The organism is Streptomyces sp. NBC_00448, assembly GCF_036014115.1.
Lineage (GTDB): Bacteria > Actinomycetota > Actinomycetes > Streptomycetales > Streptomycetaceae > Actinacidiphila.
Genome location: NZ_CP107913.1, coordinates 5048827 through 5070349 on the forward strand (window position 1 = coordinate 5048827; position 21523 = coordinate 5070349).

Here is a 21523-nt window from a genome sequence, read left to right on the forward strand (position 1 = left end):
GCGCGTCGTGGCTTCGCTGCCCCATTGTGCGACTACTTCCGCAGCTCGATGACGGTCTTGCCGATGCGGATCGGCGCGCCCAGCGGGACCGGGGTGGGCGTGGTCAACCGGTTACGGTCCAGATAGGTGCCGTTGGTGGAACCCAGGTCCTCGACGATCCACTGGCCGTCGGTGTCCGGGTAGATCCTGGCATGCCTGCTGGACGCGTAGTCGTCATCGAGCACAATCGTCGAGTCATGCGCTCGGCCCAGGGTGATGGTCTGGCCCTGGAGTGCCACTGTGGTGCCGGCCAGCGAACCCTCGGCGACCACCAGTTTGGTGGGGGCGCCGCGTCGCTGGCGGTTGTTCTGCGGCTGCTGGCGGGGCTGCTGCACCTGCTGCTGGCGCTGCTGCGGCGGGCGGGACCGGTCGTCGGCCCGGCGCGCGCCGCGCTGGGTCACCCGGGTCCCGAACAGGTCGCTCCGGATGACCTGGACCGCGACGATGACGAACAGCCACAGCACGGCGAGGAAACCCAACCGCATGACCGTCAGGGTCAGCTCTGACATTGGCCCCGCTTCACCCTTCGGCTTGCCTGTACACGATGGTGGTGCTCCCCACGACAATGCGGGAGCCGTCGCGGAGCGTAGCGCGCTGGGTGTGCTGTCCGTCCACCACGATGCCGTTTGTCGACCCGAGGTCCTGTACGACGGAGGGGGTGCCGACCCGGATTTCGCAGTGCTTGCGCGATACGCCCGGGTCGTCCACGCGCACGTCGGCCTCGGTGGAACGGCCGAGCACGAGGGTGGCGCGGGAGATCTGGTGGCGGGTGCCGTTGATCTCCACCCAGCGCCGGGTGGCGGCCGCGGGGGAGCCGGCCGGTACGCCGGTGCCGGGCAGCCGGGTCACCGGGGCGGCGCCGCCGGGCGGCGGCGCGGCGGGCATCGGCGGCGGGCCGGCCGGGCGCTGCGGCGGGCCGTGCCGGTCGGGCGCGGGCCGGGCCGGCCGCTGCTGGTTCGGCGGGTACGGCTGCGGGGCGGGCTGCTGCTGGTACGACGGCTGCGGCCGGCCGGCGGGCGGCTGGTGGCCCTGCGGCGCCTGCGCGTGCTGGGACTCGCTGGAGGCCAGGGTGCGGCTGCGCACCCGGTACAGCCCGGTGTCCAGGTCGTCGGCCCGCTCCAGGTGCACCTTGATGGTGCCCATGAACGTGTAGCGCTGCTGCTTGGCGTAGTCCTTGACCATCCCGGCGAGCTCGTCGCCGAGTTGGACCGCGTACGGGCTCAGCCGTTCGTAGTCGGGGGCGCTCAGTTCGACGATGAAGTCGTTGGGCACCACGGTGCGGTCGCGGTTCCAGATCGTCGCGTTGTTGTCGCACTCACGCTGCAGCGCACCCGCGATCTCCACGGGCTGCACCTCGCTCTTGAAGACCTTGGCGAAGGTGCCGTTTACCATGCCCTCAAGTCGCTGCTCGAAACGCTTCAGCACACCCACCGGGCACCTCCCTCCTCCGGGTCGTCCGTCGGCTCGTTTCCGATACTGCTTACTGATCGTATCCACGCGTGGGAAAAACCGGCGGTTCCCCGATCTTGCTCGGGCGGTCAGTGTCAACCCTCACACCGCGCCGCGCCTGCCCTCCTCCTACCCACTGCGATGGTAGATGGGGCCGCTGTACGCGGTCCCGGGTTCCGGCCGTACCCACCAGTGTCCCCAGTGTCCCGCACCGGCAGACTCCACCACACCGCCTCCCCTCCGGGCGTGTGCCACCACCGGGCGCCCCGAAACGGATGTGATTGCACCGCACGCGCCGTGCTAATCTTCTGCATGTCGGACGGGGCTCCCACACCACCAAGACCTACAGGTCCAGGGCAGTGTGAGAATCCCAACGACAACACCCATGCGCGGGTGGCGGAATAGGCAGACGCGCTGGATTCAGGTTCCAGTGCCCGAAAGGGCGTGGGGGTTCAACTCCCCCCTCGCGCACACAGACGAGACGGTCGGCATCGTAGTCACGATGCCGACCGTTTCGCGTTGTGCCAGGGCGATCCGCCGCCGCGGCCCGCTGCCGCTGTCCGCCGGTCCCTGGTGAGCGCGATCACAGTCGTTCGGCCATGGCTCCCCTCGGGCGCGTCCAAGTGACCATCCGCTCCGTACCGCCGGGCGCGTCCGGGCAGTCCGGCCCCGCATCTCCGTCCCGCCGGCCGCCGGGAGGCCGTCCCCGGGAGATCGCTCGGGGATGACGACCTCGTGCACGGCGCGGCGCGCCAGATCCCGCGTTGACGGCCGCCGCGAGCATGCAACACTATTAGATAGCTTGCTATGCAAATAGTGGATCGGCCCGCGGCTCGACCGCGACCTTCCGGCCGGCCTGACCCTCTTCCGTCGGGCGTCCCGCGGCCCGCGGCCGGCGAAGCACCCCGTACGACAGAAGGAGACGAGATGTCAGCCACAGCCACTGCCAGGCCGGCGGTGTCCCCGTTCCTGAAGTTCGGCAACCGGATGATGGAGGTCTTCCACGCCATCGGACTGCCGGTCGGCCCGATGTACCTGCTGCGGGTCAAGGGCCGGGTCTCGGGACGGGAGTTCACCAATCCCGTCGCACCGGTGAAGGTCGGCGGCGAGCAGTACCTCCTCCAGGCGTTCCCGCAGTCCGACTGGGTGAAGAACGTCCGCGCCGCGGGCGAGGGGACGCTGGTGCGCGGACGCCGGGCGCGGCACGTCACGCTCGTCGAGGTGCCCGAGCAGGAGCGTGCGGCGATCGTTCGGGAGTTCCCCACCCAGGTGCCGATGGGCGCCGGGATCTTCGTGAAGAACGGTGTCGTGGCCGACAGGAGCCCGGAGAGCTTCGCGCGCGCGGCCCCGCAGATCCCGGTCTTCAGGGTCGTCCCGGTGCGCTGAACCGAAGGTGGTCGGGTGCCGGTGAGCCGGTCACCTCGCCCGCGTTCGCTCCCGTGGAGCCGTATGCCTGCGGGTATATGTTCCCTGGTGGTGGCCGACGAGTGGAGGTAGCAGCGTGGCGAGGCAGTCGAAGACGCCGGGCGAACCCTCGCCGTCGGAGGCCGGGCCGGTGTGGCTGCGTCAGAGCATCGCCCCCAAGTTGAGGCTGGTCGCCAAGGAGAGCCGCACCTTCTTCGAGGAGGAGCTGAGCAAGTCGGGGGCCACCTTCGCCACCTGGACGACGCTCGCCACCCTCAAGCTGGAGGGCCCGATGATCCAGCGGGCGCTGGCGAAGTTCCTCAGCATCGAAGGGCCGACCCTCTCCCGGCACCTGGAGGCGATGGAGCGGCGCGGCCTGGTCGTCAGGAACCGTGAGGGCAGCGACCGCAGGGCGGCCACCGTGGCGTTGACGCCCGAGGGCGAGCGGATGTGCACGGCGATCGAGACGGTCGCCCTCAAGAGCCAGGAGCAGATGTTGGCGGGCCTGAGCGCTGACGACATCGAACTGCTCGGCACGCTGCTGGACCGGGTCCTGGCCAACGTGACCTCGCGCTGACCTGGTCGGCCCGGCCGCGCCGGACCCGACGGGCCGGTCGGACGGGCCGGTCGGACGGGCCGCGGCCGGCGCGGGGCCCATCTCAGCGAAGACCGATGAAGCGAGCGTCAAGCGGGTGAAAAGGCCGTCGGCCCGGTGGCCGCGGGCGGCGCGGCGGGGGCCGGTGCGGAACGCGGCAGGAGGCGGAGCCGTATCGGGTGCATCGGTGGCACCGGGGCGGGAACCCGTGCAGGGTGGTGTCCGTTGGACGGATTGGGCAAAGCAATCGTCAAGCGGCGCGGCCCGCGCCGAACCGAGCAGGGAGATCCAGCATGGGTGTCAGCCTCTCCAAGGGCGGCAATGTCTCGCTGACGAAGGAGGCCCCCGGACTCACGGCGGTCACCGTCGGCCTGGGGTGGGACGTAAGGACCACCACCGGCAGCGACTTCGACCTCGACGCGAGTGCGCTGCTGCTCGACGCCTCCGGCAAGGTCGTGTCGGACAAGCACTTCGTCTTCTTCAACAACCTCAAGAGCCCGGACGGCTCCGTCGAGCACACCGGCGACAACCTCACCGGTGAGGGCGAGGGCGACGACGAGTCGATCAAGGTCAATCTCGCCACCGTGCCGGCCGAGGTGGACAAGGTCGTCTTCCCGGTCTCGATCTACGAGGGCGAGACCCGGCAGCAGAGCTTCGGCCAGGTGCGCAACGCGTTCATCCGCGTGATCAACCAGGCGGGCGGCGCGGAGATCGCCCGCTACGACCTCACCGAGGACGCCTCCACCGAGACCGCGATGGTCTTCGGTGAGCTGTACCGGAACGGTGCGGAGTGGAAGTTCCGCGCGGTGGGCCAGGGGTACGCCTCGGGCCTGCGCGGCATCGCCCAGGACTTCGGCGTCAACCTCTGACGAGGGTGGTGCCGAGGGACTGACGGGTTCCCGGCGGGGCCTTCACGAGGTCCCGCCGGCCACCGCTCCATCGGTCCGGCAGAAGCAGATCGCGGGGTCGCGGTCACCGGTTGTTCGCACACCGGTGACCGCGACCCCGCTTGCGCGTGGCGCCCACCGCCCCTGACGGCGCGGGCACCCCGGCCGCGAGCTACGCCGCGAAGCGCGCGGCGAGCGCCTTCGCCTTCTCCGTCGCGTCCTCGTGCGCCTTGGCCCGCGAGGCGTCGGCCGCGTCGATGAGCGAGGCCATCGCCGGGTTGACCCGGGCCAGGGTCAGCTCGGGGATGATGAAATCGACGTCCAGCGAGAGCATCCCGGTCAGCACCTTCTCCAGGTACGTGGTCAGGAACTCGTAGCTCTCGCGCGGCGTGCCCGGCCCGTAGCCGCCACCGCGCGCGGCCACCACCGTGGTGGGCTTGCCGGCCACCGAGCCGCCCTCGCCCGCGGTCCTGCCGACCATGATCACCTGGTCCAGCCACGCCTTGAGGCTGGACGGGATCGTGAAGTTGTACATCGGGGTGCCGATGAGGATCGCGTCCGCGTGCTCCAGCTCGTCGGCGAGTTCGGCGCGCAGCGCGGCCGCGGCGGCCTGCTCGGGGGTGCGCGACTCGGCCGGGACGTTGGTGCCGATGACGCCGTCGGCGGTCAGGTGCGGAAGCGGGTGGGCGGCGAGGTCGCGGTAGACGACGGTGCCGCCGGGGTGCTGAGCCTCCCACTCCTTGCGGAAGGTCGCGGTGACCTCGCGGGATATGGAGGAGTCCTGGAAGACGGACGAGTCGATGTGCAGCAGAGTGGCCATGGGGGTTGAGCCTCTTCGTCGTAAAGGGGGGACAGGGGCGGGGGAGAAGCACACGGCACGGCGCTCCGACGACGTTCTCCGACGTCAGCAGTGCCGCAAGTTCGTACGTAGCTATTTTTAACACAGAGGCTTACTTTTCTGCAGCGCTACCCCGCCGACGGAGTACGCTGTGTTCATGGAACGGGGACAGCAAGTGCGCCCGGGTACTCCCTGTCGGGGCGTGGATGTGGCCCTGACCAGGGTTTTCGAGCTGTTCGGCAAGCGATGGACCGGCTTGATCGTGGCCGTGCTCACACACCGCCCCGCGTACTTCGCCGAGATCCGCCGTGCCATTCCCCGGATCAGCGAGCGCATGCTCTCCGACCGGTTGACCGAACTCGCCGACGCGGGCCTGGTGGTCCGGGAAGTCGATCCGGGTCCGCCGCTGCGGGTCAGCTACGGGCTGACCGAGGCGGGGTTGGCCATCCGCCCGGCGCTGGGCGAGCTGACCCGGTGGGCCGAGAAGTACCTGCCGGACGTGCCCTGCACCGAGCCGGACCCGGTCGCCGCGGATGCGGTGGACGGGGCGGGCGCCGTGGGCACGGTGGCGGACTCGGGCGAGTGCGCCGCGGGGTGAACCCTGGCCGATGCGCCGCCGCGTGAACGCGGGGTGCCGCCGGGTCGGCTACGACTGCGTCGCCGCGTCCTCGTTGTAACGCACCAGGTAGTCGGCGAACCGGGCCAGGTCCGCCGGGTCCCACGCCGACAGGCGCTCCTTGAACGTCTCCTGCCGCCGTACCCGTGCCGCCGCCAGGGTCTCCACGCCGTGCGGTGCGAGGTGCAGCACCTGGACCCGGTGGTCGGTCGGGTCGGTCCGCCGTTCCAGGAAGCCGTCCCGCTCCAGGGCCGCCACCTGGCGGCTGACCGTCGACTTGTCCAGCAGGTAGTGCGCGGCGAGGTCGGTCGCCCGGCAGCCCTGCTGCTCCTCCAGGTGCGCGAGGATGGTGTACGCCACCAGGGACAGTTCGGGGTGCATGCGTGCGGCGGTGGCGCGCGCCCGCCGGGCGAACGCGGTCAGCTCGCGCTGGATGGTCTCCAGCGACGCGACGGCCTCGGCCGGCCGGGCGGGGGTCGCTGCTGCTGACATCGCGGTCACGCTCCTGCCTGGTACGGCCGCGATCGCGAGTGATCGGCAGCGCAAGAGTTGTATATTACAACGATATCAGGAGGGCAGCGGCAGCTCGAACCACACCACCTTGCCGACCGCCTTCCGGCTGGTCCCCCAGCGACGCGACAGGTTCGAGACCAGCGCCAGCCCGCGCCCCCGCACGTCGTCCGCCTCGGCGCGGCGCAGTTGCGGCAGGTTGTGGTTGTCGTCGCTCACCTCGACCAGCAGCTTGCCGACCCGCATCAGGCGCAGCTCGACCTCGTAGGAGGCGGCCTTGATCGCATTGGTCACCAGCTCGCTGACCAGCAGTTCCGCCACGTCGCCGAGGTGCTCCAGGCCCCACTCGGCGAGTTGGCGGCGGGTCAGCTCGCGGGCCCTGGCCACCTCGGTGTAGTCGATCAGCAGGGTCCAGCGGACCACGTCGCGCGGGGCGACGCCCTCGAAGCGGGCGACGAGCAGGGCCACGTCGTCCCTGCGGTCGTCGGAGTGCACCCGGGCGAGTATCTGCGCGCACACCTCCTCGGGGGACTGCTGCGGCTCGATCACGTTGGCGCACAGGGCCGCGAGCCCGGCGTCGATGCCCTGCCCGCGCACCTCGACCAGCCCGTCCGTGCACAGCACCAGCCAACTGCCGTCCGGCGCCGGGATCTCCACGGTCTCGAACGGCACCCCGCCCACCCCGATGGGCGCTCCGCCGGGGATGCGCAGCAGTTCGCCGTGGCCGTCGGAGCCGGCCAGCACCGGCGGGATGTGGCCGGCGTTGGCGAGGGTGAGGGTGCGGTGGATCGGGTCGTACACCGCGTAGACGCAGGTGGCGAGGTGTTCGGTGCCCAGGCGGTGGGCGAGGTTGTCGAGGTGGCGCAGCAGCTGCGCGGGCGGCAGGTCGAGTCCGGCCATGGTGATCACGGCGGTACGGAACTGGCCCATCACGGCGGCCGCCTGCAGTCCGTGGCCCATCACGTCGCCGACAATCAGGGCCACCCGGCCGCCGGGCAGCTGGATCGCGTCGAACCAGTCGCCGCCGACCTGCGCCTGCCGGTCCCCCGGCATGTAGTGGTGCGCGATGCGCACGCCGGGGATGCGGGGCGGCCGGGTCGGCATCATCGAGCGCTGCAGGGTGGCGGCGGCGCGCGACTCCTGGCGGTGCAGCCGGGCGTTGTCGATGTGCACGGCGCCGCGCGCGACCACCTCGCCGGCGGTGGCCGCGTCCCGGGCGTCGAAGGGGCGGCGGCCCGGCCCGCGCAGGAAGTAGACCCGGCCGAGCACGGTGCCGCGGGCGGTCAGCGGCGCCACGATCAGGGAATGGCCGGCCATCAGCGGGCCGAGCGCCGGAACCCCGAAGTCGAGTGCGATGTCCGGGGAGAGCGCGGGGTCGACCACGGGCACCAGGACGGGGTCGCCGAGCCGGGGCACCATGTCGCCGGCGGGCAGCGCGATCAACTCGCCTTCGGGGATCGCCGTCTCCCAGGCGCCGGGCGGCCCGGGCAGGGCGGTGGCGACCCGGCGGACGAGCACGGTGTCGGACGGGCGGTCGTCCTTGGGCGGTTCGGCGTCGGAGAAGAGCTGGTCGACCACGAGCACCGAGGCGAGGTCCGCGAAGCGCGGCACGGTGACGGAGCAGAGTTCGCGTGCGGTGGTGTCCAGGTCGAGGGTGGAGCCGACGATCGAGCCGGCGGCCCGGAGCAGGGCGAGTTGCTCGTCGAGGGCGTTGCCGGCGGGGTGGGGGATCGCGGCGGTGGGGTCGGGGCGGGCGAGGTCGGGGCGGAGCAGGTCGGGGCGGGCGGTGCCGGCGGGGTCGGCGGTTTGGTCTCCGGTCCGATGATCGGACGGTACGGATGTGTCCGTCGGTCCAGCCGCGCCTTCCGGTCTTCCCGGTCCTGCCGGTCTTCCCGGTACTGCCGGTCCTCCCGGTACTGCCGTGTCCGTCGGGGCGCCGTCGTCCGCCGGCGCCCCGACCGTGGACAGCGGGTAGGACGCGTACGACGTGAGGGACGGCAGCGGCACCGCAGTCAGCGCCGACGCGCTGGACAGGTCGCCGGCCCCCGTGGCCGTACCGCTGGTGGTGGGCCCGGCCGGGTGCGGCGCGGCGCCCGCCCGGTGGTCGCCCGGCAGCAGTTCCCTGCGTACCGCGGTCTCGGCGCGGGCGGCCGCGGCGAGCCGGGCGCGTTCGTGCGGCACCACCGGCAGCCGGGCGCCGTCCTCGACGTCGAGCGCGGGGTGGCCGAGGGCCGCGATCTGCCGGACGATCCGGTCCAGCCGACCCGGGCTGGCGCCCGGCAGCACGTCGGCGAGCCGCCCGGCGAGCGCCTGGCCCACGGCCGGATCGGCGCTCGGCGCCAGCACGGCGGCGACCGCGATGTCCTGGCGCTGCGGACCCTCCGCGCCGTACGGCAGCAGTCGCCCGCCGAGCGCGATCCGCAGCCCGCCGGTGCGCAGCGGCTTGGCATGGGTGGCGATGGCGAGCATGCTCCGGCCGCCCGGCTCCACCAGCCGGTACGTCCACCACAGGACGTCCTTCACGGTGCCGTCGCGGTCGGTGGCGGCCAGCGCCCCGGCCCAGGAGGAGACGGTGAGGTCGTCCAGCAGTTCCAGGGTGTCCTGGCGGGCCGCGGCGGGACGCTTGTCCGTATGCCCGGCGGCCGGGCGGGTCGTGCTCAGCAGACCGGCCGCGCGGTGGCCGAAGACGTGCTCCCAGCGGTGGCCGAACAGCTCCTCGGCACCGCGGTTCCAGTACGAGATCCGGCCGTCGGGGTCCACGCAGAGCACGGCGAGCCGCAGCAGGGCGGCCAGACCCGGGGTGACCGGTGCGGCCGCGGTGATCGGCGCGGCGACGGGCGCGGTCGCCGGTGCTGGGACGGGCGTGGGTGCGGGGGCGGTCACCGGTGCCGGGACGGGCGTGGGTGCGGGCACGGGTACGGACGCGGCCGTGCGGGCGGACGGCAGCGGCGCGGGCCGTATCGCGGGCACCGCTGTGCCGGGGCCCGGCAAGGGCTCGGTGCGGTCGGAGCGGTCGGTGTGATGGTCCGGCTCGGTGGCATCGGGATGCCCGGTGATCTCGTCCAACGTCGTGCACCTGCGGTCCGGCGCTGAGGTTCCGCGCTGAGTAGGGTCGGCTTTCAAGGCAAGCACGAAACGTCCGGCCTGGTCGACCGATTGGCCGGATTGGCGCCCGCTCGCGGGATGCTGACGGTCCGTTCGCTGACGGCGATCGGCCGCGGGCGGACGGCGGCGGGCGCGGTGGCGACGCAGGGGGCCCGGGCCCCGTGAGCCCACCCGCACACCGGTGCCCGGCCGGGCCCGCTTCCCGCGGTCTGCCTGGGCCGTCGCCGCCGGCGCCCCGACCGGTTGACTCGTACGGGCGACCCGCGCGGCCGGCTCTTCCGCCCGGGAAGTCCCCGCCCACCGCCCCGGCAGGTGCGTAGCCCGAGGTCGCCCGTGACCGCACTCCAGCGAAGATCGACCGTAGAGGGCCTACGCTATCCGGGTGACGAACACCTCCGGACCCGGACCGTCCGCCGCCCCGTCCGCCGCCTCCGCCGATCCGTCCGCCTCCGCCGATCCGTCCGCCGCCGCAGCGGCGGCTGCCGCGGCCGCGGACGGCGCCGTGCATGTGGACCCGGAGGGCCAGGAGCGGCTGGCGAAGGCGGTGCGCGCCGCCGAGCAGGCGCTGATCGAGTTCGAGATCGCGGTGGAGACCTTCCGGGTCGAGGTGGAGAACTTCTCCCGGCTGCACCACCAGCGGCTCGGCCCGATGTACGCGCGGCTGGACGAGCTGGACGCGCTGATCGCGGAGGCCGTCGCCGCGCACAGCGGTGACCGGGCCGACATCGAGCGGGCCTGGGAGGCGCGCGCCCTGGTGATGCCGATGCCCGGGGTCGAGGAGCTGTTCGGCGGCCTGCTCGGCGCCGACGGGGTGCGGCCGGTGGAGGACCCCAACCCGCCGCGCCGGGTGCGCCCGGGCAAGGAGGCCCAGCGGCTCTACCGCGAACTGGTCCGCAAGGCCCACCCCGACCTCGCCCAGGACGACGCCGAGAAGGAGCGCCGCAGCGGCTTCATCGCCCGGGTCAACGAGGCGTACGCGTACGCCGACGAGGAGGGGCTGCGGGAGCTGGCCGCGGAGTGGGAGGCCGGTCCGGTGCCGGTGGCGGACCTGCCGAGCGAGGCCGAGGTGCTCTACGCCCGGCTGGAGTGGCTCGCCGAGCGCAAGGAGAAGCTGGCGGCGCTGGCCGCGGAACTCGACGACAGCGCCATCGGGCAGATGATGAAGCTCGCCCCCGACGACCCCGACGCGCTGCTCAACGAGATCGCCGAGCAGTTGCTCACCCAGGTCTCGCAGCGCGAGGCCCGGCTCGCCGAACTGGTCCACGGGGCTTCCGGCGGCTGAGGTAGCTTTCCCGTAGGCCGCACGGTTCCCGTGGCCCGCACCAATCGCACAGTTCGCACCATTCGTACAGTTCGCAGATTCCGTACTTCGTACGTCCGTACGCCCGTGTCCCAGGAGGCCGCGTCCGATGTTCCGCTCCCAGCTCCCCGCGGTGGATGCCTCCGCGGTACCGGCCGACGCGACCCTCCTCGATGTCCGGGAGGACGACGAGTGGGCCGCCGGGCACGCCGAGGGCGCCCTGCACATCCCGATGGGCGAGGTCGTCGCGCGGCTTTCCGAGCTGCCCGAGGGCGGCACGGTCCACGTGCTCTGCCGGGTCGGCGGTCGCTCCGCGCAGGTCACGCAGTACCTGATCGGGCAGGGCGTGGACGCGGTGAACGTCAGCGGCGGCATGCTCGACTGGGAGTCGGCCGGGCGTCCGGTCATCGACGACAGCGGTGCCGAGGGCTACGTCCTGTAGTACCGCCTGTAGCACCGCGCTCCGTAGCACCGGCTGGTACCGCCCGCGCTCGCGCCTTTCCTGTTTCGCAGAGCCGTTCCTGCGCCTGTGGATAACTCGGTAAGGTCACCCGCCGGGGCCCCGGGTGGCTAGGGTCTGACGTCCAGGCCCCCGCGGACACCCGAACGTCGGACCCTGGGCGTTCAGGGCCGTGGTCGGATGCGTCGCGTGCAGCGGAGAGCGGAGAGACGGATGGGGCCAACGGACGGGCCGCCGCCCAATGTGGCGGCGCTGTCGCTGCCCGGGCGGATAGTCGTGGCGGTGACGGTCGGCGCGGTCGCGGTCGGCGCGCTGCTCCACCTGGGGATGGTGTTCCTGTACGTGGCGCCGTCGAACACGCTCAGCAAGGAGCACGCGGCCGCCGTCAATGACTACATCTACCCGGAGTTCGAGCAGAACTGGAAGCTGTTCGCCCCCGACCCGCTCCAGCAGAACGTGCACGTCCAGGCCCGCGCCGAGCTGAGCAAGCCCGGCGGCGGCACCGAGACCACCGGTTGGGTGGACCTGACCGGTATGGACATCGCGGCGATGCGGCACGACCCGCTGCCCAGCCACACGCAGCAGAACGAACTGCGCCGCGCCTGGGGCTACTACACGGACACCCATGACGCCCAGGAGCAGTCGACCAGCACCGGCGGCGACCTGAGCCGCACCTACCTCCAGCGCATCATCCAGGGGCGGCTCGGCAAGAAGCTGAACGGCGGCACGGTGGTCCGCATCCAGGCCCGCGCGGCCACCACCCCGGTGGCGCAGCCGTCCTGGAGCGTCGGGGCGTCCTCGCCCACCACCCAGTACCGGACCCTGCCGTGGTGGGGCGTCGACTCCGCCGCCCCCGGCGCGACGCCCGACCCGGGCACGACCGCCGCTCCCGGTACGACCGCCGCCCCCGGCGCGACGCCGAGCAGCCCCGGCCCGAGCACCACTGCTCCACCGCCGACCACCACCACTCCCGGGCAGGGGGCCTCCTCATGACCGCGCCCCGCACCCACGCCGAGACCCCGGCCGGGCGGCACGTCCCGGCCACGCCCACGTACGCCGGCGTGACCGCCGCACTCGACCGCGGTGTCACCCGCGGCCTGGCCCGGATCACCAGCGGCGCCATCGGCCCGTACCAGAGTGCGGTGGTCCGGATCGGCATGTCGCTGACCTGGCTGCTGTACCTGCTGCGGGAGTTCCCGCACCGCGGCGCGCTCTACGGCCCGCACAGCGCCTGGGGGTTCGACCTGGCGCAGCGGCTGCTGGCCGGCAACCACGCGTTCAGCGTCCTGATGTGGAGCGACAGCCGGGCCTGGTTCGAGATCGGCTACGCCTTCGCGATCCTGGCGAGCGCGGCGCTGATGCTGGGCTGGCGGACGCGGACGTCCGCGCTGATGTTCATGGTCGGGGTGCTGTCGCTCCAGAACCGCAGCGTCTTCATGGGCGACGGCGGCGACAACGTGGTCCACATCATCGCGATCTACCTCGCCTTCACCCGCTGCGGCCAGGTCTGGTCGCTCGACAGCCGCAGGGCGCGGCGCCGCGCGGAGAAGGCGGAGGCCGAGGCCGAGGTGTCCTCGGCAGCGGTGGAAGCCGGCGGTCAGGGCTCTGGCGCCGGGGTGGACGCGGCCGGCGACGTGAGCACGGAGCCGGCGCCCGGCGCCCGGGCCGCGCGCGCCGGGGTCGATCCGGTCGGCGTGGCGCTGTGGACGGTCTTCGGCGCGGTGCTGCTCGCCGCGTCGTTCGGGGACAAGCTCAGCACCGGCTGGGACCTGGTCTTCTGGGCCTGCTGGGTCGGGCACGCGGTGTGGTGGGCGGTCCGCCGCTACGCGCCCGGCGAGCCGCGCACGGTGCTCGACATCATCGCCAACGTGGTCCACAACGGCGCGATGCTCGTGATCGTGGTCGAGGTGTGCCTGATCTACTCCACCGCCGGCTGGTACAAGATCCAGGGCAGCCGCTGGCAGGACGGCACCGCGCTGTACTACCCGCTGCACCTGGACGACTTCACGCCCTGGCCGGCGCTGTCCCACACGCTGGCGAGCCACGCCGTCATGGTCATGCTGATCACCTACGGCACGGTGATCGTCCAGGTCGCCTTCCCCTTCACCCTTTTCAACCGCCGGGTGAAGAACGTGCTGCTGGTCGGAATGATCATCGAGCACGCCTCGATCGCCGTGGTGCTGGGGCTGCCCTTCTTCTCGCTGGCGATGATCTCCGCCGACGCGGTCTTCCTGCCGACCGGTTTCCTGCTCTGGGCCGAGCAGCGGATCACCGGCCGCCGGCGCGGCCGGGAGCGCGCCACCGGGGCCCTGCCGGGCCAGCGCGCCGACGACCTCGCCGCGCCCGCCGTGGGCCCGCCGCCACCGTCGGCCGTCACCTGACGGGCCTCGGCCCCCGCGGTGCCGCACCGGACGGGCCTGCCCCGGTGGGGCACCGGGGCCCGGCCCGTAGGGTGAGCGCATGAGCGAGGACGAGGCCGCGCGGCCAGGGAGCAGCGCGGCCGCGGTGCACCGCTGGCAGGCGGCGACCGAAGCGCGGTGCGTGTTGCTCGACGGCTTCCACGCGCTCAAGCACGCGCTGCGCTTCGGCGCCGACGTACGGGTCGCCGTGACCGCGGACCGGCCCGGGCTGCTGCGGCTGGCCGCCGAGTTGGCACCCGACCTCACCGCGGAACTGGCCGGGCGGGTCGCCGAGGTGCCGGGCCCGGTGCTGCGCGAACTGGTGCCCCGGGTCCATCCGACCGGCGTGGCCGCGCTCGCCGCCCGCCCGGACCGCGCCGCGAACCTGGCCGACCTGCACCGCATGCCCCGGCTCGCCCCGTTGGTCGTGCTGGATTCCCCGCGCAACCTCGGCAACGTCGGTGCCGTCATCCGCCTCGCCGCCGGCTTCGCCGCCACCGGGGTGGTGACCACCGGCGACCTCGACCCCTGGCACCCCAACGCCGTACGGTCCGGCGCCGGGCTGCACTACGCCACCGCGGTCGAGCGCGCCGACCAGGACGCACTGCCGCCGGGGCCCCGCTATGTCCTGGACCCCGAGGGCAAGGACATCCGCGACACCGGTCTGCCCGACGACGCGCTCGTGGTCTTCGGGTCCGAGCGGCACGGCGTCTCCGCCGCGCTGCGCGACCGGGCCGACGCGCTGGTGTCGCTGCCGATGCGGGCGCAGGTCTCCAGCTACAACCTCGCCACCAGCGTGGGCATGGCGCTTTACCACTGGGCGGCCACCTCCCGCTCGCCGCTGGTGCCGGGGCGGGGCGGGCCGGGCGGGCACTGAGCCGGGGGCCGGCCCGGCCCGCCCCGGCCCACTCGGGCCAGGACGGCTCGCCCGTCAGGCCGGGCGGCGCACCTCCACCACCCGGAAGCGGTCGGCGACGAAGGCTCCGTCGCACAGGGCGGAGTTCGCCGCCGGGTTGCCGCCCGAGCCGTGGAAGTCGGAGAACGCGGCGGTCTGGTTGACGTACACCCCGCCGGTGAGGTTCAAGGAGAGCTGGGCGCACTCCTCGAAGCAGACCTCTTCCAACTCCCGCTCGACCTGCGGGGACGTGGTGTAGCCGGCGACGGTCATGGCGCCCTTGTCCCGGATGGTGCGGCGCAGCAACTCCAGCGCGTCGGCGGTGGAGTCCACGGCCACGGCGAAGGAGACCGGCCCGAAGCACTCCGTCAGGTAGGCGGACTCGGCGTCCGGCTTCGCGCCGTCGAGCGTGACGAGCGCGGGGGTGCGGACCACGGCGTCCGGGAAGTCGGGGTGGGTGACCGCCCGGGAGGCCAGCGCCACGCCGCCGATGCCGGGGGCGGCGTCGAGCCGGGACTTCACGTCGGCGTTGACCAGGGCGCCGAGCAGGGCGTTGGCCCGCGCGTCGTCGCCGAGGAGCTTGTCGACCGCGGCCGCGAGGTCGGCGACCACCTCGTCGTAGCTCCGGGGGCCCTGGTCGGTGCTGATGCCGTCGCGGGGGATCAGCAGGTTCTGCGGGGTGGTGCACATCTGGCCGCTGTAGAGGGACAGCGAGAAGGCGAGGTTGGCGAGCATGCCGCGGTAGTCGTCGGTGGAGTCGATCACCACGGTGTTGACGCCGGCCTTCTCGGTGTAGACCTGGGCCTGCCGCGCGTTCGCCTCCAGCCAGTCGCCGAAGGAGGTGGACCCGGTGTAGTCGATGAGGCGGATCTCGGGGCGCAGCGCGAGGGTCTTGGCGAGCCCTTCACCCGGACGGTCCACCGCCAGGCAGACCAGATCCCGCGGATAGCCCGCCTCGGCGAGCACCTCGCGGGCGGTCTCGACGGTCAGCGCGAGCGGCAGCACGGCCCGCGGGTGCGGCTTGACCAGCACCGCGTTCCCGGTCGCGAGGGAGGCGAACAGGCCCGGGTAGCCGTTCCACGTCGGGAAGGTGTTGCAGCCGATGACCAGGCCGATGCCGCGCGGCACCGCCGTGAACGTCTTGCGCAGGCCGATCGGGTCCCGCTTGCCCTGCGGCTTGGTCCACTCCGCGGTCTCCGGGGTGCGGACCTGCTCCACGTACGCGTACGCGACCGCCTCCACGCCGCGGTCCTGCGCGTGCGGGCCGCCGGCCTGGAGCGCCATGGTGAACGCCTGGCCGGTGGTGTGCATCACGGCGTGCGCGAACTCCTGGGTCCGCGCGTTGATCCGCGCGATGATCTCCAGGCAGACCAGGGCGCGGATCTCGGGACCGGCCTCGCGCCAGGCGGGCACCGCCGCGCGCATGGCGGGCAGCAGCACGTCGGGATCGGGGTGCGGGTACTGGATGCCGAGGTCGATGCCGTACGGCGAGTGCTCGTCGCCGGTCCACTCGTCGGTGCCCGGCTGGTCGAGCGGGAAACGGCCGCCGAGACGCGCCTCGAAGGCGGCGCGGCCGGCCTCGACGTCGGGATACGCCTTGGGGTGTTCGGGGTGCGGCGACCAGAACGCGCGGGTCCTGACGGCCTCCAGTGCCTGGTCGAGGGTGCCGCGGTGGCGGTCGACCAGGAGCACGGTGGAGAGATCGGCGGACATGGGACCAACTCCTCGTCGAGCTGGGCTGAGTGGCGGGGACACCGCTAGATTAACCGAATGTTCGGTCGGGACAAGAGGAGCTTCTCGGCCTGTGGATAACTTCGCGGACCACCCCGCGGACGACGTCGACGACCTCGGCGAGGAGAGAGCAACCGTGACCGCACCAGATCTGACCAGCACCGTCGCCGTCGTCGGCGCGGGCACCATGGGCCAGGGCATCGCGCAGGTCGCGCTGGTGGCCGGCCATCGCGTGCTGATCCACGACGCCGTGCCGGGCCGGGCCCGCGCGGCCGTGGAAGCGGTCACCGCCCGGCTGGACCGGCTGGTCGAGAAGAGCCGGCTCGGCACCGAGGAGCGCGCGTCGGCGCTGGCCCGGCTCGCGGCGGCCGAGACCACCGCGGACCTGGTGCCCGCCCGGCTCGTCGTGGAGGCCGTGGTCGAGGACCTCGCCGTCAAGCAGGGGCTCTTCGCCGAGCTGGAGCGGGTGGTCGCCGACGACTGCCTGCTGGCGACGAACACCTCCTCGCTGTCGGTGACCGCCGTGGCGAGCGGCCTGCGCCGCCCGGGCCGGCTGGTCGGGCTGCATTTCTTCAACCCGGCGCCGCTGCTGCCGCTGGTCGAGGTGGTCGCCGGCGCGGCCGGCGACCCGGCCGCCGTGACAGCCGCGTTCGACCTCGCCGCCGCCTGGGGCAAGACCCCGGTGCGCTGCACCGACACCCCCGGCTTCCTGGTCAACCGCATCGCCCGCCCCTACTACGCAGAGGCGCTGCGCGTGTACGAGGAGCGGGCCGCCGACCCCGCCACCATCGACGCCCTGCTGCGCGAGAGCGGCGGCTTCGCGATGGGCGCGTTCGAGCTGACCGACCTGATCGGCCAGGACGTCAACGAGGCGGTCACCCGCTCGGTGTGGGAGGCGTACGGCCGCGATCCGAAGTTCGGGCCCTCGCTGGCGCAGCGCCGGCTGGTGGAGTCCGGCCGGCTGGGCCGCAAGGCGGGGCGCGGCTGGTTCCCGTACGGCCCGGGCCGCAGCGCGGCCGAGGTGGCGGCGGCCACCGAGCCGCACACCGCCGACGCGGCCCTGGCGCCGGAGTTCGTCACCCTCCGCGGGGAGCTCGGCCCGGCGGCGGAACTGGCCGCGCTCGCCGAGGAGGCGCGGGTGGAGGTGCGCAGGGAACCCGAGGCGCCCGGGACGACGGGCGCGTTCGTCCTGCCCGGCGGCGTCCGCCTGCACCTGGCCGACGGGCGGCTGCCGGGCGAACCGTCGGTCCAGTTCGACCTGGCGCTGGACTACCGGGCCGCCACCAGGGTGGCGATCGCGCCGGCCGCCGGGGTGCACGCCGACGCCGTCGCCGAGGCGACCGGCCTGTTCCAGGCCATGGGCAAGGAGGTCAGCGTCATCCGGGACGTGCCCGGCATGGTGGTCGCCCGCACCGTGGCGATGCTGGTGGACTTCGCGCTGGACGCCGTCGCCAGGGAGGTGGCGACCGCGCACGACGTGGACACCGCGATGAGGCTGGGCGTGAACTACCCGCTGGGGCCGCTGGAGTGGGGCGAGCGGATCTCGCTGCCCTACGTACGGGACCTGCTGGACGGCCTGCACGCCTGGTACCCGACCGGACGGTACGCACCCGGGCCTGAACTGAGGCGGCGTGCGGCGGCGGCCCGGGATGTGGTCTGCTCATGACCATGCCCAAGCGCGACACCTACACACCGGACTCGCTGCTCGCCGTGGCCGTCGAGGTCTTCAACGAGCGCGGTTACGACGGCACGTCCATGGAGCACCTGTCGCAGGCGGCGGGCATCTCCAAGTCCTCGATCTACCACCATGTGCGCGGCAAGGAGGAACTGCTCGAACGGGCGGTCGGCCGCGCCCTGGAGAGCCTGTTCGGCATCTTCGAGGAGACCGGCGCGACCGCGGGCCGCGCGGTGGACCGGCTGGAGTACGTCACCCGGCGCACCACCGACATGCTGGTCGAGGAACTGCCCTACGTCACCTTGCTGCTGCGGGTGCGCGGCAACACCGGCACCGAGCGGCGGGCGATGGAGCGGCGCAGGGAGTTCGACCAGCGGGTGGCGGAACTGCTCAAGGCCGCCGTCGCCGAGGGCGACCTGCGTGCCGACGTCGAGCCCCGGCTCGCCACCCGGCTGCTGTTCGGCATGATCAACTCGGTGGTGGAGTGGTACCGCCCGGACGGCCGCGGCTCCGCACAGGCCGAGCAGGTCGCGGACGCGGTGGTGCGGCTGGCCTTCGACGGGCTGCGGATACCGCCGGACGCCGACTCCTGACAGCCGCCGACCGCGCGGGTCGATCCAGCCGGCCGACCAGGGCGGCCGACGGATCTGGTCGGCACACCGGCCCGGTCGGTGGACCGGCCTAGATGTTCTGTCCACGGAGGTTGGTGACAGTGATCACGGTGGGGTGATCTTGAACGAGTAAGGGCCTTCCGGGTTCGGTGTGGATTGCGACATCGACATCGAACGATCAGAAGGCCCTCATGCCCCACCGTAATGCACCTCTGACCGAGACCGGCCGTCTGCGGCTGGCCCGCTGCATCGTTGACGACCGGTGGACCCTGCGCCGGGCCGCCGAACGCTTCCAGGTCTCGCCCACCACGGCTCAGCGGTGGGCGGCCCGCTACCGGGAGCTGGGCGAGGCCGGGATGGTCGACCGCTCCTCGCGCCCGCACTCCAGCCCGCGCCGGACACCGACCCGTACCGAGCGGCGGATCATCAAGGTCCGTGTCCTGCGCCGGTGGGGACCGGCCCGTATCGCCTACCTTCTCGGGCTGAACCCGGCGACCGTGCACCGTGTCCTGACCCGCTACCGGCTGGCCCGTCTGGCCCACCTGGACCGTGCCACCGGCCGGGTGATCCGCCGCTACGAACACGCCGCCCCCGGCGACCTCGTCCACGTCGACATCAAGAAACTCGGCAACATCCCCGACGGCGGCGGCCACAAGGTCCTCGGCCGGCAAGCAGGCCGCAAGAACCGCACCAAGGCGGGCATGAGCTTCCTGCACAACGCCATCGACGACCACTCCCGCCTGGCCTACAGCGAAATCCTGGCCGACGAGAAGAAAGAGACCGCCGTCGGGTTCTGGCAGCGCGCCCACGCCTTCTTCGCCGCCGCCGGTATCACCGTCCAGCGGGTCCTGACCGACAACGGCTCCTGCTACAAGTCACATCTGTGGCGCAACTCCCTTGCCGAGCAAGGTATTTCACACAAACGCACCCGGCCCTACCGGCCCCAGACCAACGGCAAGGTCGAACGGTTCAACCGCACCCTGCTGGACGAATGGGCCTACGCGAAGCCCTACCGCACCGACGCCGAACGACGCGCCGCCTATCAGCAGTGGCTCCACACCTACAATCACCACCGCGGACACACCGCACTCAAAGGCCAACCACCCGCCAGCCGCGTCCCCAACCTAACGGGTCAGTACACCTAGATCGTCGGGTACCCGTCCGGGCCGTTCTCCTGCCGCGGCCAGTCCCCGACCACCAGGTCGGTCTCCTCGAAGACCAGCAGCGTGCGGCTGCTGAGCACCTCCTCGATCGCCTGCAGCCGGGTGAGCACCAGTTCGCGCAGGCTGCGGTTGTCGACCGTGTGCACCAGCAGCAGGACGTCGAAGTCCCCGCTGACCAGTGCGATATGGACGACACCCGGAAGAGTGACGAGTTTCTGCCGGACGGTCCGCCACGAGTTCTGGACGATCCTGAGCGTGATGTACGCGGAGGCGCCGTGCCCGGCGCGTTCGTGGTCGATCCGGGCGCTGAACCCTCGGATGACTCCGTCCTCGACCAGCCGGTTGATCCGGGCGTACGCGTTGGCCCGGGATACGTGTACACGCTCGGCCACGGAGCGTATCGACGCCCTGCCGTCCTCCTGGAGCAGCCGCAGGATCGTGCGGTCGATCGCGTCCAGAGGTCGGACCCCTTGTGCGTCTTCGGCCATCTGTTCTCTCGCCATCCCCCCGGGACTCCTTAGCATGGACGTACTGGCTCCATCTCAGGCTGTGCAGAACCGTTTGTCCACAGGCCGAACCACCCCGTAGCCAAAATGCCTCTGGCGACCGAACAATCGGTTGGGAGAGCGAGACCCGCTCTCGCCGCCCCGACCACACCGGTCACCGATTCCAAGGAGGTGCTCGCGATGACTGTCCTGGACACCCCCGCCTGGCGCCCGCGCACCGAAGCCGGGCCGCTGCTGCCCGACCAGGAGCCGTTCCGGCTGCTCGGCACCCCCGAGGCCGCCCGGCTCGCCCCCGCGCTGCTCACCGAGCTGTACGCCCAGCTCGTCAGCGGCCGCCGGTTCAACCGGCAGGCGACCGCTCTGACCAAGCAGGGCCGGCTCGCGGTCTACCCGTCGAGCACCGGCCAGGAGGCGTGCGAGATCGCCGCCGCGCTCGCGCTCGGCCCGCGCGACTGGCTCTTCCCCAGCTACCGCGACACCCTCGCGGTGGTCGCCCGCGGCGTGGACCCGGTCGAGGCGCTGACGCTGCTGCGCGGCGACTGGCACACCGGATACGACCCGCGCGAGACCCGGGTGGCCCCGCTCAGCACCCCGCTGGCCACCCAGCTGCCGCACGCGGTCGGCCTCGCGCACGCCGCCCGGCTCAGCGGTGACGACGTGGCGGCGCTGGCCATGGTCGGCGACGGCGGCACCAGCGAGGGCGACTTCCACGAGGCGCTGAACTTCGCGGCGGTGTGGAAGGCCCCGGTGGTCTTCCTGGTGCAGAACAACGGCTTCGCGATCTCCGTCCCGCTGTCCAAGCAGAGTGCCGCGCCGTCCTTCGCCCACAAGGCGGTCGGCTACGGCATGCCCGGCCGCCTGGTGGACGGCAACGACGCGGCGGCCGTCCACCAGGTGCTCACCGAAGCGGTGGACCGGGCCCGCGCGGGCCGCGGCCCCACCCTCGTCGAGGCGGTCACCTACCGGATCGACGCGCACACCAACGCCGATGACGCGACGCGCTACCGCGACGACGACGAAGTCGCCGCCTGGCGCGCGCACGACCCGGTCACCCTGCTGGAGCGCGAGCTGACCGGCCGCGGCCTGCTCGACGACGCGCTGCGGCAGCGCACCACCGACGACGCGGAGGCGCTCGCCGCCGCCCTGCGCGAGCGCATGCACGACGACCCGCGGCTGGACCCGACGGAGCTGTTCGCACACGTCTACGCGGAGCCCACGCAGCAACTGCGCGAGCAGGAGGCCATGCTGCGCGCCGAGCTGGAAGCGGAGCAGCGCTCATGAGCCCCACCTCCTCGGCCGCCGCCGCCCCGGCCGCGGCGCCCGCTTCCCCCGCCGGGAAG

Annotated in this window: 20 protein-coding genes and 1 tRNA gene; 14 read left to right on the forward strand and 7 right to left on the reverse strand. The window is 72.6% G+C overall.

Annotated features, from left to right (window positions below; all coding sequences use genetic code 11):
* Positions 1 to 32: 32 nt before the first annotated feature.
* Both OG370_RS21515 and OG370_RS21520 read right to left on the reverse strand, forming a co-directional pair.
* Entirely contained in the window at positions 33 to 548 is a 516-nt protein-coding gene (locus OG370_RS21515; protein WP_328466701.1) for an FHA domain-containing protein FhaB/FipA, read from the reverse strand.
* 10 nt (positions 549 to 558) lie between these two features.
* The gene (locus OG370_RS21520) at positions 559 to 1470 is read right to left on the reverse strand and encodes a DUF3662 and FHA domain-containing protein (protein WP_328466703.1); all 912 of its coding nucleotides are present in this window, start codon (positions 1468 to 1470) and stop codon (positions 559 to 561) included.
* Positions 1471 to 1875: 405 nt separating this feature from the next.
* On the opposite strand from OG370_RS21520, the gene OG370_RS21525 reads away from it, so the two are divergent.
* The 4 genes from OG370_RS21525 (at position 1876) to OG370_RS21540 (ending at position 4356) form a co-directional block, all read left to right on the forward strand.
* A tRNA-Leu gene (locus tag OG370_RS21525) sits at positions 1876 to 1959 on the forward strand.
* A 456-nt stretch (positions 1960 to 2415) separates the two neighbouring features.
* Positions 2416 to 2874: a nitroreductase/quinone reductase family protein gene (locus OG370_RS21530; RefSeq protein WP_328466705.1), complete on the forward strand. Its 459-nt coding sequence runs from the start codon at positions 2416 to 2418 to the stop codon at positions 2872 to 2874.
* A gap of 115 nt (positions 2875 to 2989) precedes the next feature.
* A complete protein-coding gene (locus tag OG370_RS21535; protein WP_328466707.1) occupies positions 2990 to 3469 on the forward strand; it encodes a MarR family winged helix-turn-helix transcriptional regulator in 480 nt (159 codons plus the stop codon).
* Between the two features lie 311 nt (positions 3470 to 3780).
* Complete coding sequence (locus OG370_RS21540; protein ID WP_328466709.1) at positions 3781 to 4356, forward strand: TerD family protein; 576 nt, start codon at positions 3781 to 3783, stop codon at positions 4354 to 4356.
* 190 nt (positions 4357 to 4546) lie between these two features.
* Here OG370_RS21540 and OG370_RS21545 read toward each other — a convergent pair whose 3' ends face one another.
* Complete coding sequence (locus tag OG370_RS21545; protein WP_328466711.1) at positions 4547 to 5194, reverse strand: FMN-dependent NADH-azoreductase; 648 nt, start codon at positions 5192 to 5194, stop codon at positions 4547 to 4549.
* A gap of 175 nt (positions 5195 to 5369) precedes the next feature.
* On the opposite strand from OG370_RS21545, the gene OG370_RS21550 reads away from it, so the two are divergent.
* On the forward strand, positions 5370 to 5810 hold the full coding sequence (locus tag OG370_RS21550) for a winged helix-turn-helix transcriptional regulator (protein WP_328466713.1): 441 nt from the start codon (positions 5370 to 5372) through the stop codon (positions 5808 to 5810).
* Positions 5811 to 5858: 48 nt separating this feature from the next.
* Here OG370_RS21550 and OG370_RS21555 read toward each other — a convergent pair whose 3' ends face one another.
* On the reverse strand, positions 5859 to 6320 hold the full coding sequence (locus tag OG370_RS21555; RefSeq protein ID WP_328466715.1) for a MarR family winged helix-turn-helix transcriptional regulator: 462 nt from the start codon (positions 6318 to 6320) through the stop codon (positions 5859 to 5861).
* 75 nt (positions 6321 to 6395) lie between these two features.
* A complete protein-coding gene (locus tag OG370_RS21560; protein ID WP_328466717.1) occupies positions 6396 to 9404 on the reverse strand; it encodes a SpoIIE family protein phosphatase in 3009 nt (1002 codons plus the stop codon).
* Between the two features lie 421 nt (positions 9405 to 9825).
* Here OG370_RS21560 and OG370_RS21565 point away from each other — a divergent pair, with 421 nt between their 5' ends.
* From OG370_RS21565 to OG370_RS21585, 5 genes are all read left to right on the forward strand, one after another.
* Positions 9826 to 10725, forward strand: coding sequence for a J domain-containing protein (locus OG370_RS21565; RefSeq protein WP_443060723.1), 900 nt, complete (start codon positions 9826 to 9828; stop codon positions 10723 to 10725).
* A 127-nt stretch (positions 10726 to 10852) separates the two neighbouring features.
* Complete coding sequence (locus OG370_RS21570; protein WP_328466719.1) at positions 10853 to 11185, forward strand: rhodanese-like domain-containing protein; 333 nt, start codon at positions 10853 to 10855, stop codon at positions 11183 to 11185.
* Positions 11186 to 11416: 231 nt separating this feature from the next.
* The gene (locus tag OG370_RS21575) at positions 11417 to 12196 is read left to right on the forward strand and encodes a DUF5819 family protein (protein WP_328466721.1); all 780 of its coding nucleotides are present in this window, start codon (positions 11417 to 11419) and stop codon (positions 12194 to 12196) included.
* Positions 12193 to 13584 carry an HTTM domain-containing protein gene (locus OG370_RS21580; RefSeq protein WP_328466723.1) on the forward strand — a complete coding sequence of 464 codons (1392 nt, stop codon included), beginning with the start codon at positions 12193 to 12195 and terminating at the stop codon, positions 13582 to 13584. The genes OG370_RS21575 and OG370_RS21580 overlap by 4 nt, the downstream gene beginning before the upstream one ends.
* 79 nt (positions 13585 to 13663) lie before the next feature.
* Complete coding sequence (locus OG370_RS21585; protein WP_328466725.1) at positions 13664 to 14479, forward strand: TrmH family RNA methyltransferase; 816 nt, start codon at positions 13664 to 13666, stop codon at positions 14477 to 14479.
* 54 nt (positions 14480 to 14533) lie between these two features.
* Here OG370_RS21585 and paaN read toward each other — a convergent pair whose 3' ends face one another.
* Complete coding sequence (gene paaN / locus OG370_RS21590; RefSeq protein ID WP_328466727.1) at positions 14534 to 16210, reverse strand: phenylacetic acid degradation protein PaaN; 1677 nt, start codon at positions 16208 to 16210, stop codon at positions 14534 to 14536.
* Between the two features lie 154 nt (positions 16211 to 16364).
* On the opposite strand from paaN, the gene OG370_RS21595 reads away from it, so the two are divergent.
* The 3 genes from OG370_RS21595 (at position 16365) to OG370_RS21605 (ending at position 19659) form a co-directional block, all read left to right on the forward strand.
* Positions 16365 to 17894, forward strand: coding sequence for a 3-hydroxyacyl-CoA dehydrogenase (locus OG370_RS21595; protein ID WP_328474299.1), 1530 nt, complete (start codon positions 16365 to 16367; stop codon positions 17892 to 17894).
* Positions 17891 to 18496: a TetR/AcrR family transcriptional regulator gene (locus tag OG370_RS21600; protein WP_328466729.1), complete on the forward strand. Its 606-nt coding sequence runs from the start codon at positions 17891 to 17893 to the stop codon at positions 18494 to 18496. The genes OG370_RS21595 and OG370_RS21600 overlap by 4 nt, the downstream gene beginning before the upstream one ends.
* A gap of 209 nt (positions 18497 to 18705) precedes the next feature.
* A complete protein-coding gene (locus OG370_RS21605) occupies positions 18706 to 19659 on the forward strand; it encodes an IS481 family transposase (RefSeq protein WP_328461228.1) in 954 nt (317 codons plus the stop codon).
* Here OG370_RS21605 and OG370_RS21610 read toward each other — a convergent pair.
* Positions 19656 to 20180, reverse strand: a complete 525-nt coding sequence (locus tag OG370_RS21610) for an Lrp/AsnC family transcriptional regulator (RefSeq protein WP_328466731.1) — start codon at positions 20178 to 20180, stop codon at positions 19656 to 19658. The genes OG370_RS21605 and OG370_RS21610 overlap by 4 nt on opposite strands.
* A gap of 183 nt (positions 20181 to 20363) precedes the next feature.
* On the opposite strand from OG370_RS21610, the gene pdhA reads away from it, so the two are divergent.
* A complete protein-coding gene (pdhA, locus tag OG370_RS21615) occupies positions 20364 to 21464 on the forward strand; it encodes a pyruvate dehydrogenase (acetyl-transferring) E1 component subunit alpha (protein ID WP_328466733.1) in 1101 nt (366 codons plus the stop codon).
* Positions 21465 to 21523: the final 59 nt, after the last annotated feature.

Coding starts and splice junctions, on each gene's coding strand:
- OG370_RS21515 (WP_328466701.1), bottom strand. CDS start 548: ATGTCAGAGCTGACCCTGACGGTCATGCGGTTGGGTTTCCTCGCCGTG.
- OG370_RS21530 (WP_328466705.1), top strand. CDS start 2,416: ATGTCAGCCACAGCCACTGCCAGGCCGGCGGTGTCCCCGTTCCTGAAG.
- OG370_RS21540 (WP_328466709.1), top strand. CDS start 3,781: ATGGGTGTCAGCCTCTCCAAGGGCGGCAATGTCTCGCTGACGAAGGAG.
- OG370_RS21545 (WP_328466711.1), bottom strand. CDS start 5,194: ATGGCCACTCTGCTGCACATCGACTCGTCCGTCTTCCAGGACTCCTCC.
- OG370_RS21550 (WP_328466713.1), top strand. CDS start 5,370: ATGGAACGGGGACAGCAAGTGCGCCCGGGTACTCCCTGTCGGGGCGTG.
- OG370_RS21555 (WP_328466715.1), bottom strand. CDS start 6,320: ATGTCAGCAGCAGCGACCCCCGCCCGGCCGGCCGAGGCCGTCGCGTCG.
- OG370_RS21570 (WP_328466719.1), top strand. CDS start 10,853: ATGTTCCGCTCCCAGCTCCCCGCGGTGGATGCCTCCGCGGTACCGGCC.
- OG370_RS21575 (WP_328466721.1), top strand. CDS start 11,417: ATGGGGCCAACGGACGGGCCGCCGCCCAATGTGGCGGCGCTGTCGCTG.
- OG370_RS21580 (WP_328466723.1), top strand. CDS start 12,193: ATGACCGCGCCCCGCACCCACGCCGAGACCCCGGCCGGGCGGCACGTC.
- OG370_RS21585 (WP_328466725.1), top strand. CDS start 13,664: ATGAGCGAGGACGAGGCCGCGCGGCCAGGGAGCAGCGCGGCCGCGGTG.
- paaN (WP_328466727.1), bottom strand. CDS start 16,210: ATGTCCGCCGATCTCTCCACCGTGCTCCTGGTCGACCGCCACCGCGGC.
- OG370_RS21600 (WP_328466729.1), top strand. CDS start 17,891: ATGACCATGCCCAAGCGCGACACCTACACACCGGACTCGCTGCTCGCC.
- OG370_RS21605 (WP_328461228.1), top strand. CDS start 18,706: ATGCCCCACCGTAATGCACCTCTGACCGAGACCGGCCGTCTGCGGCTG.
- OG370_RS21610 (WP_328466731.1), bottom strand. CDS start 20,180: ATGGCGAGAGAACAGATGGCCGAAGACGCACAAGGGGTCCGACCTCTG.
- pdhA (WP_328466733.1), top strand. CDS start 20,364: ATGACTGTCCTGGACACCCCCGCCTGGCGCCCGCGCACCGAAGCCGGG.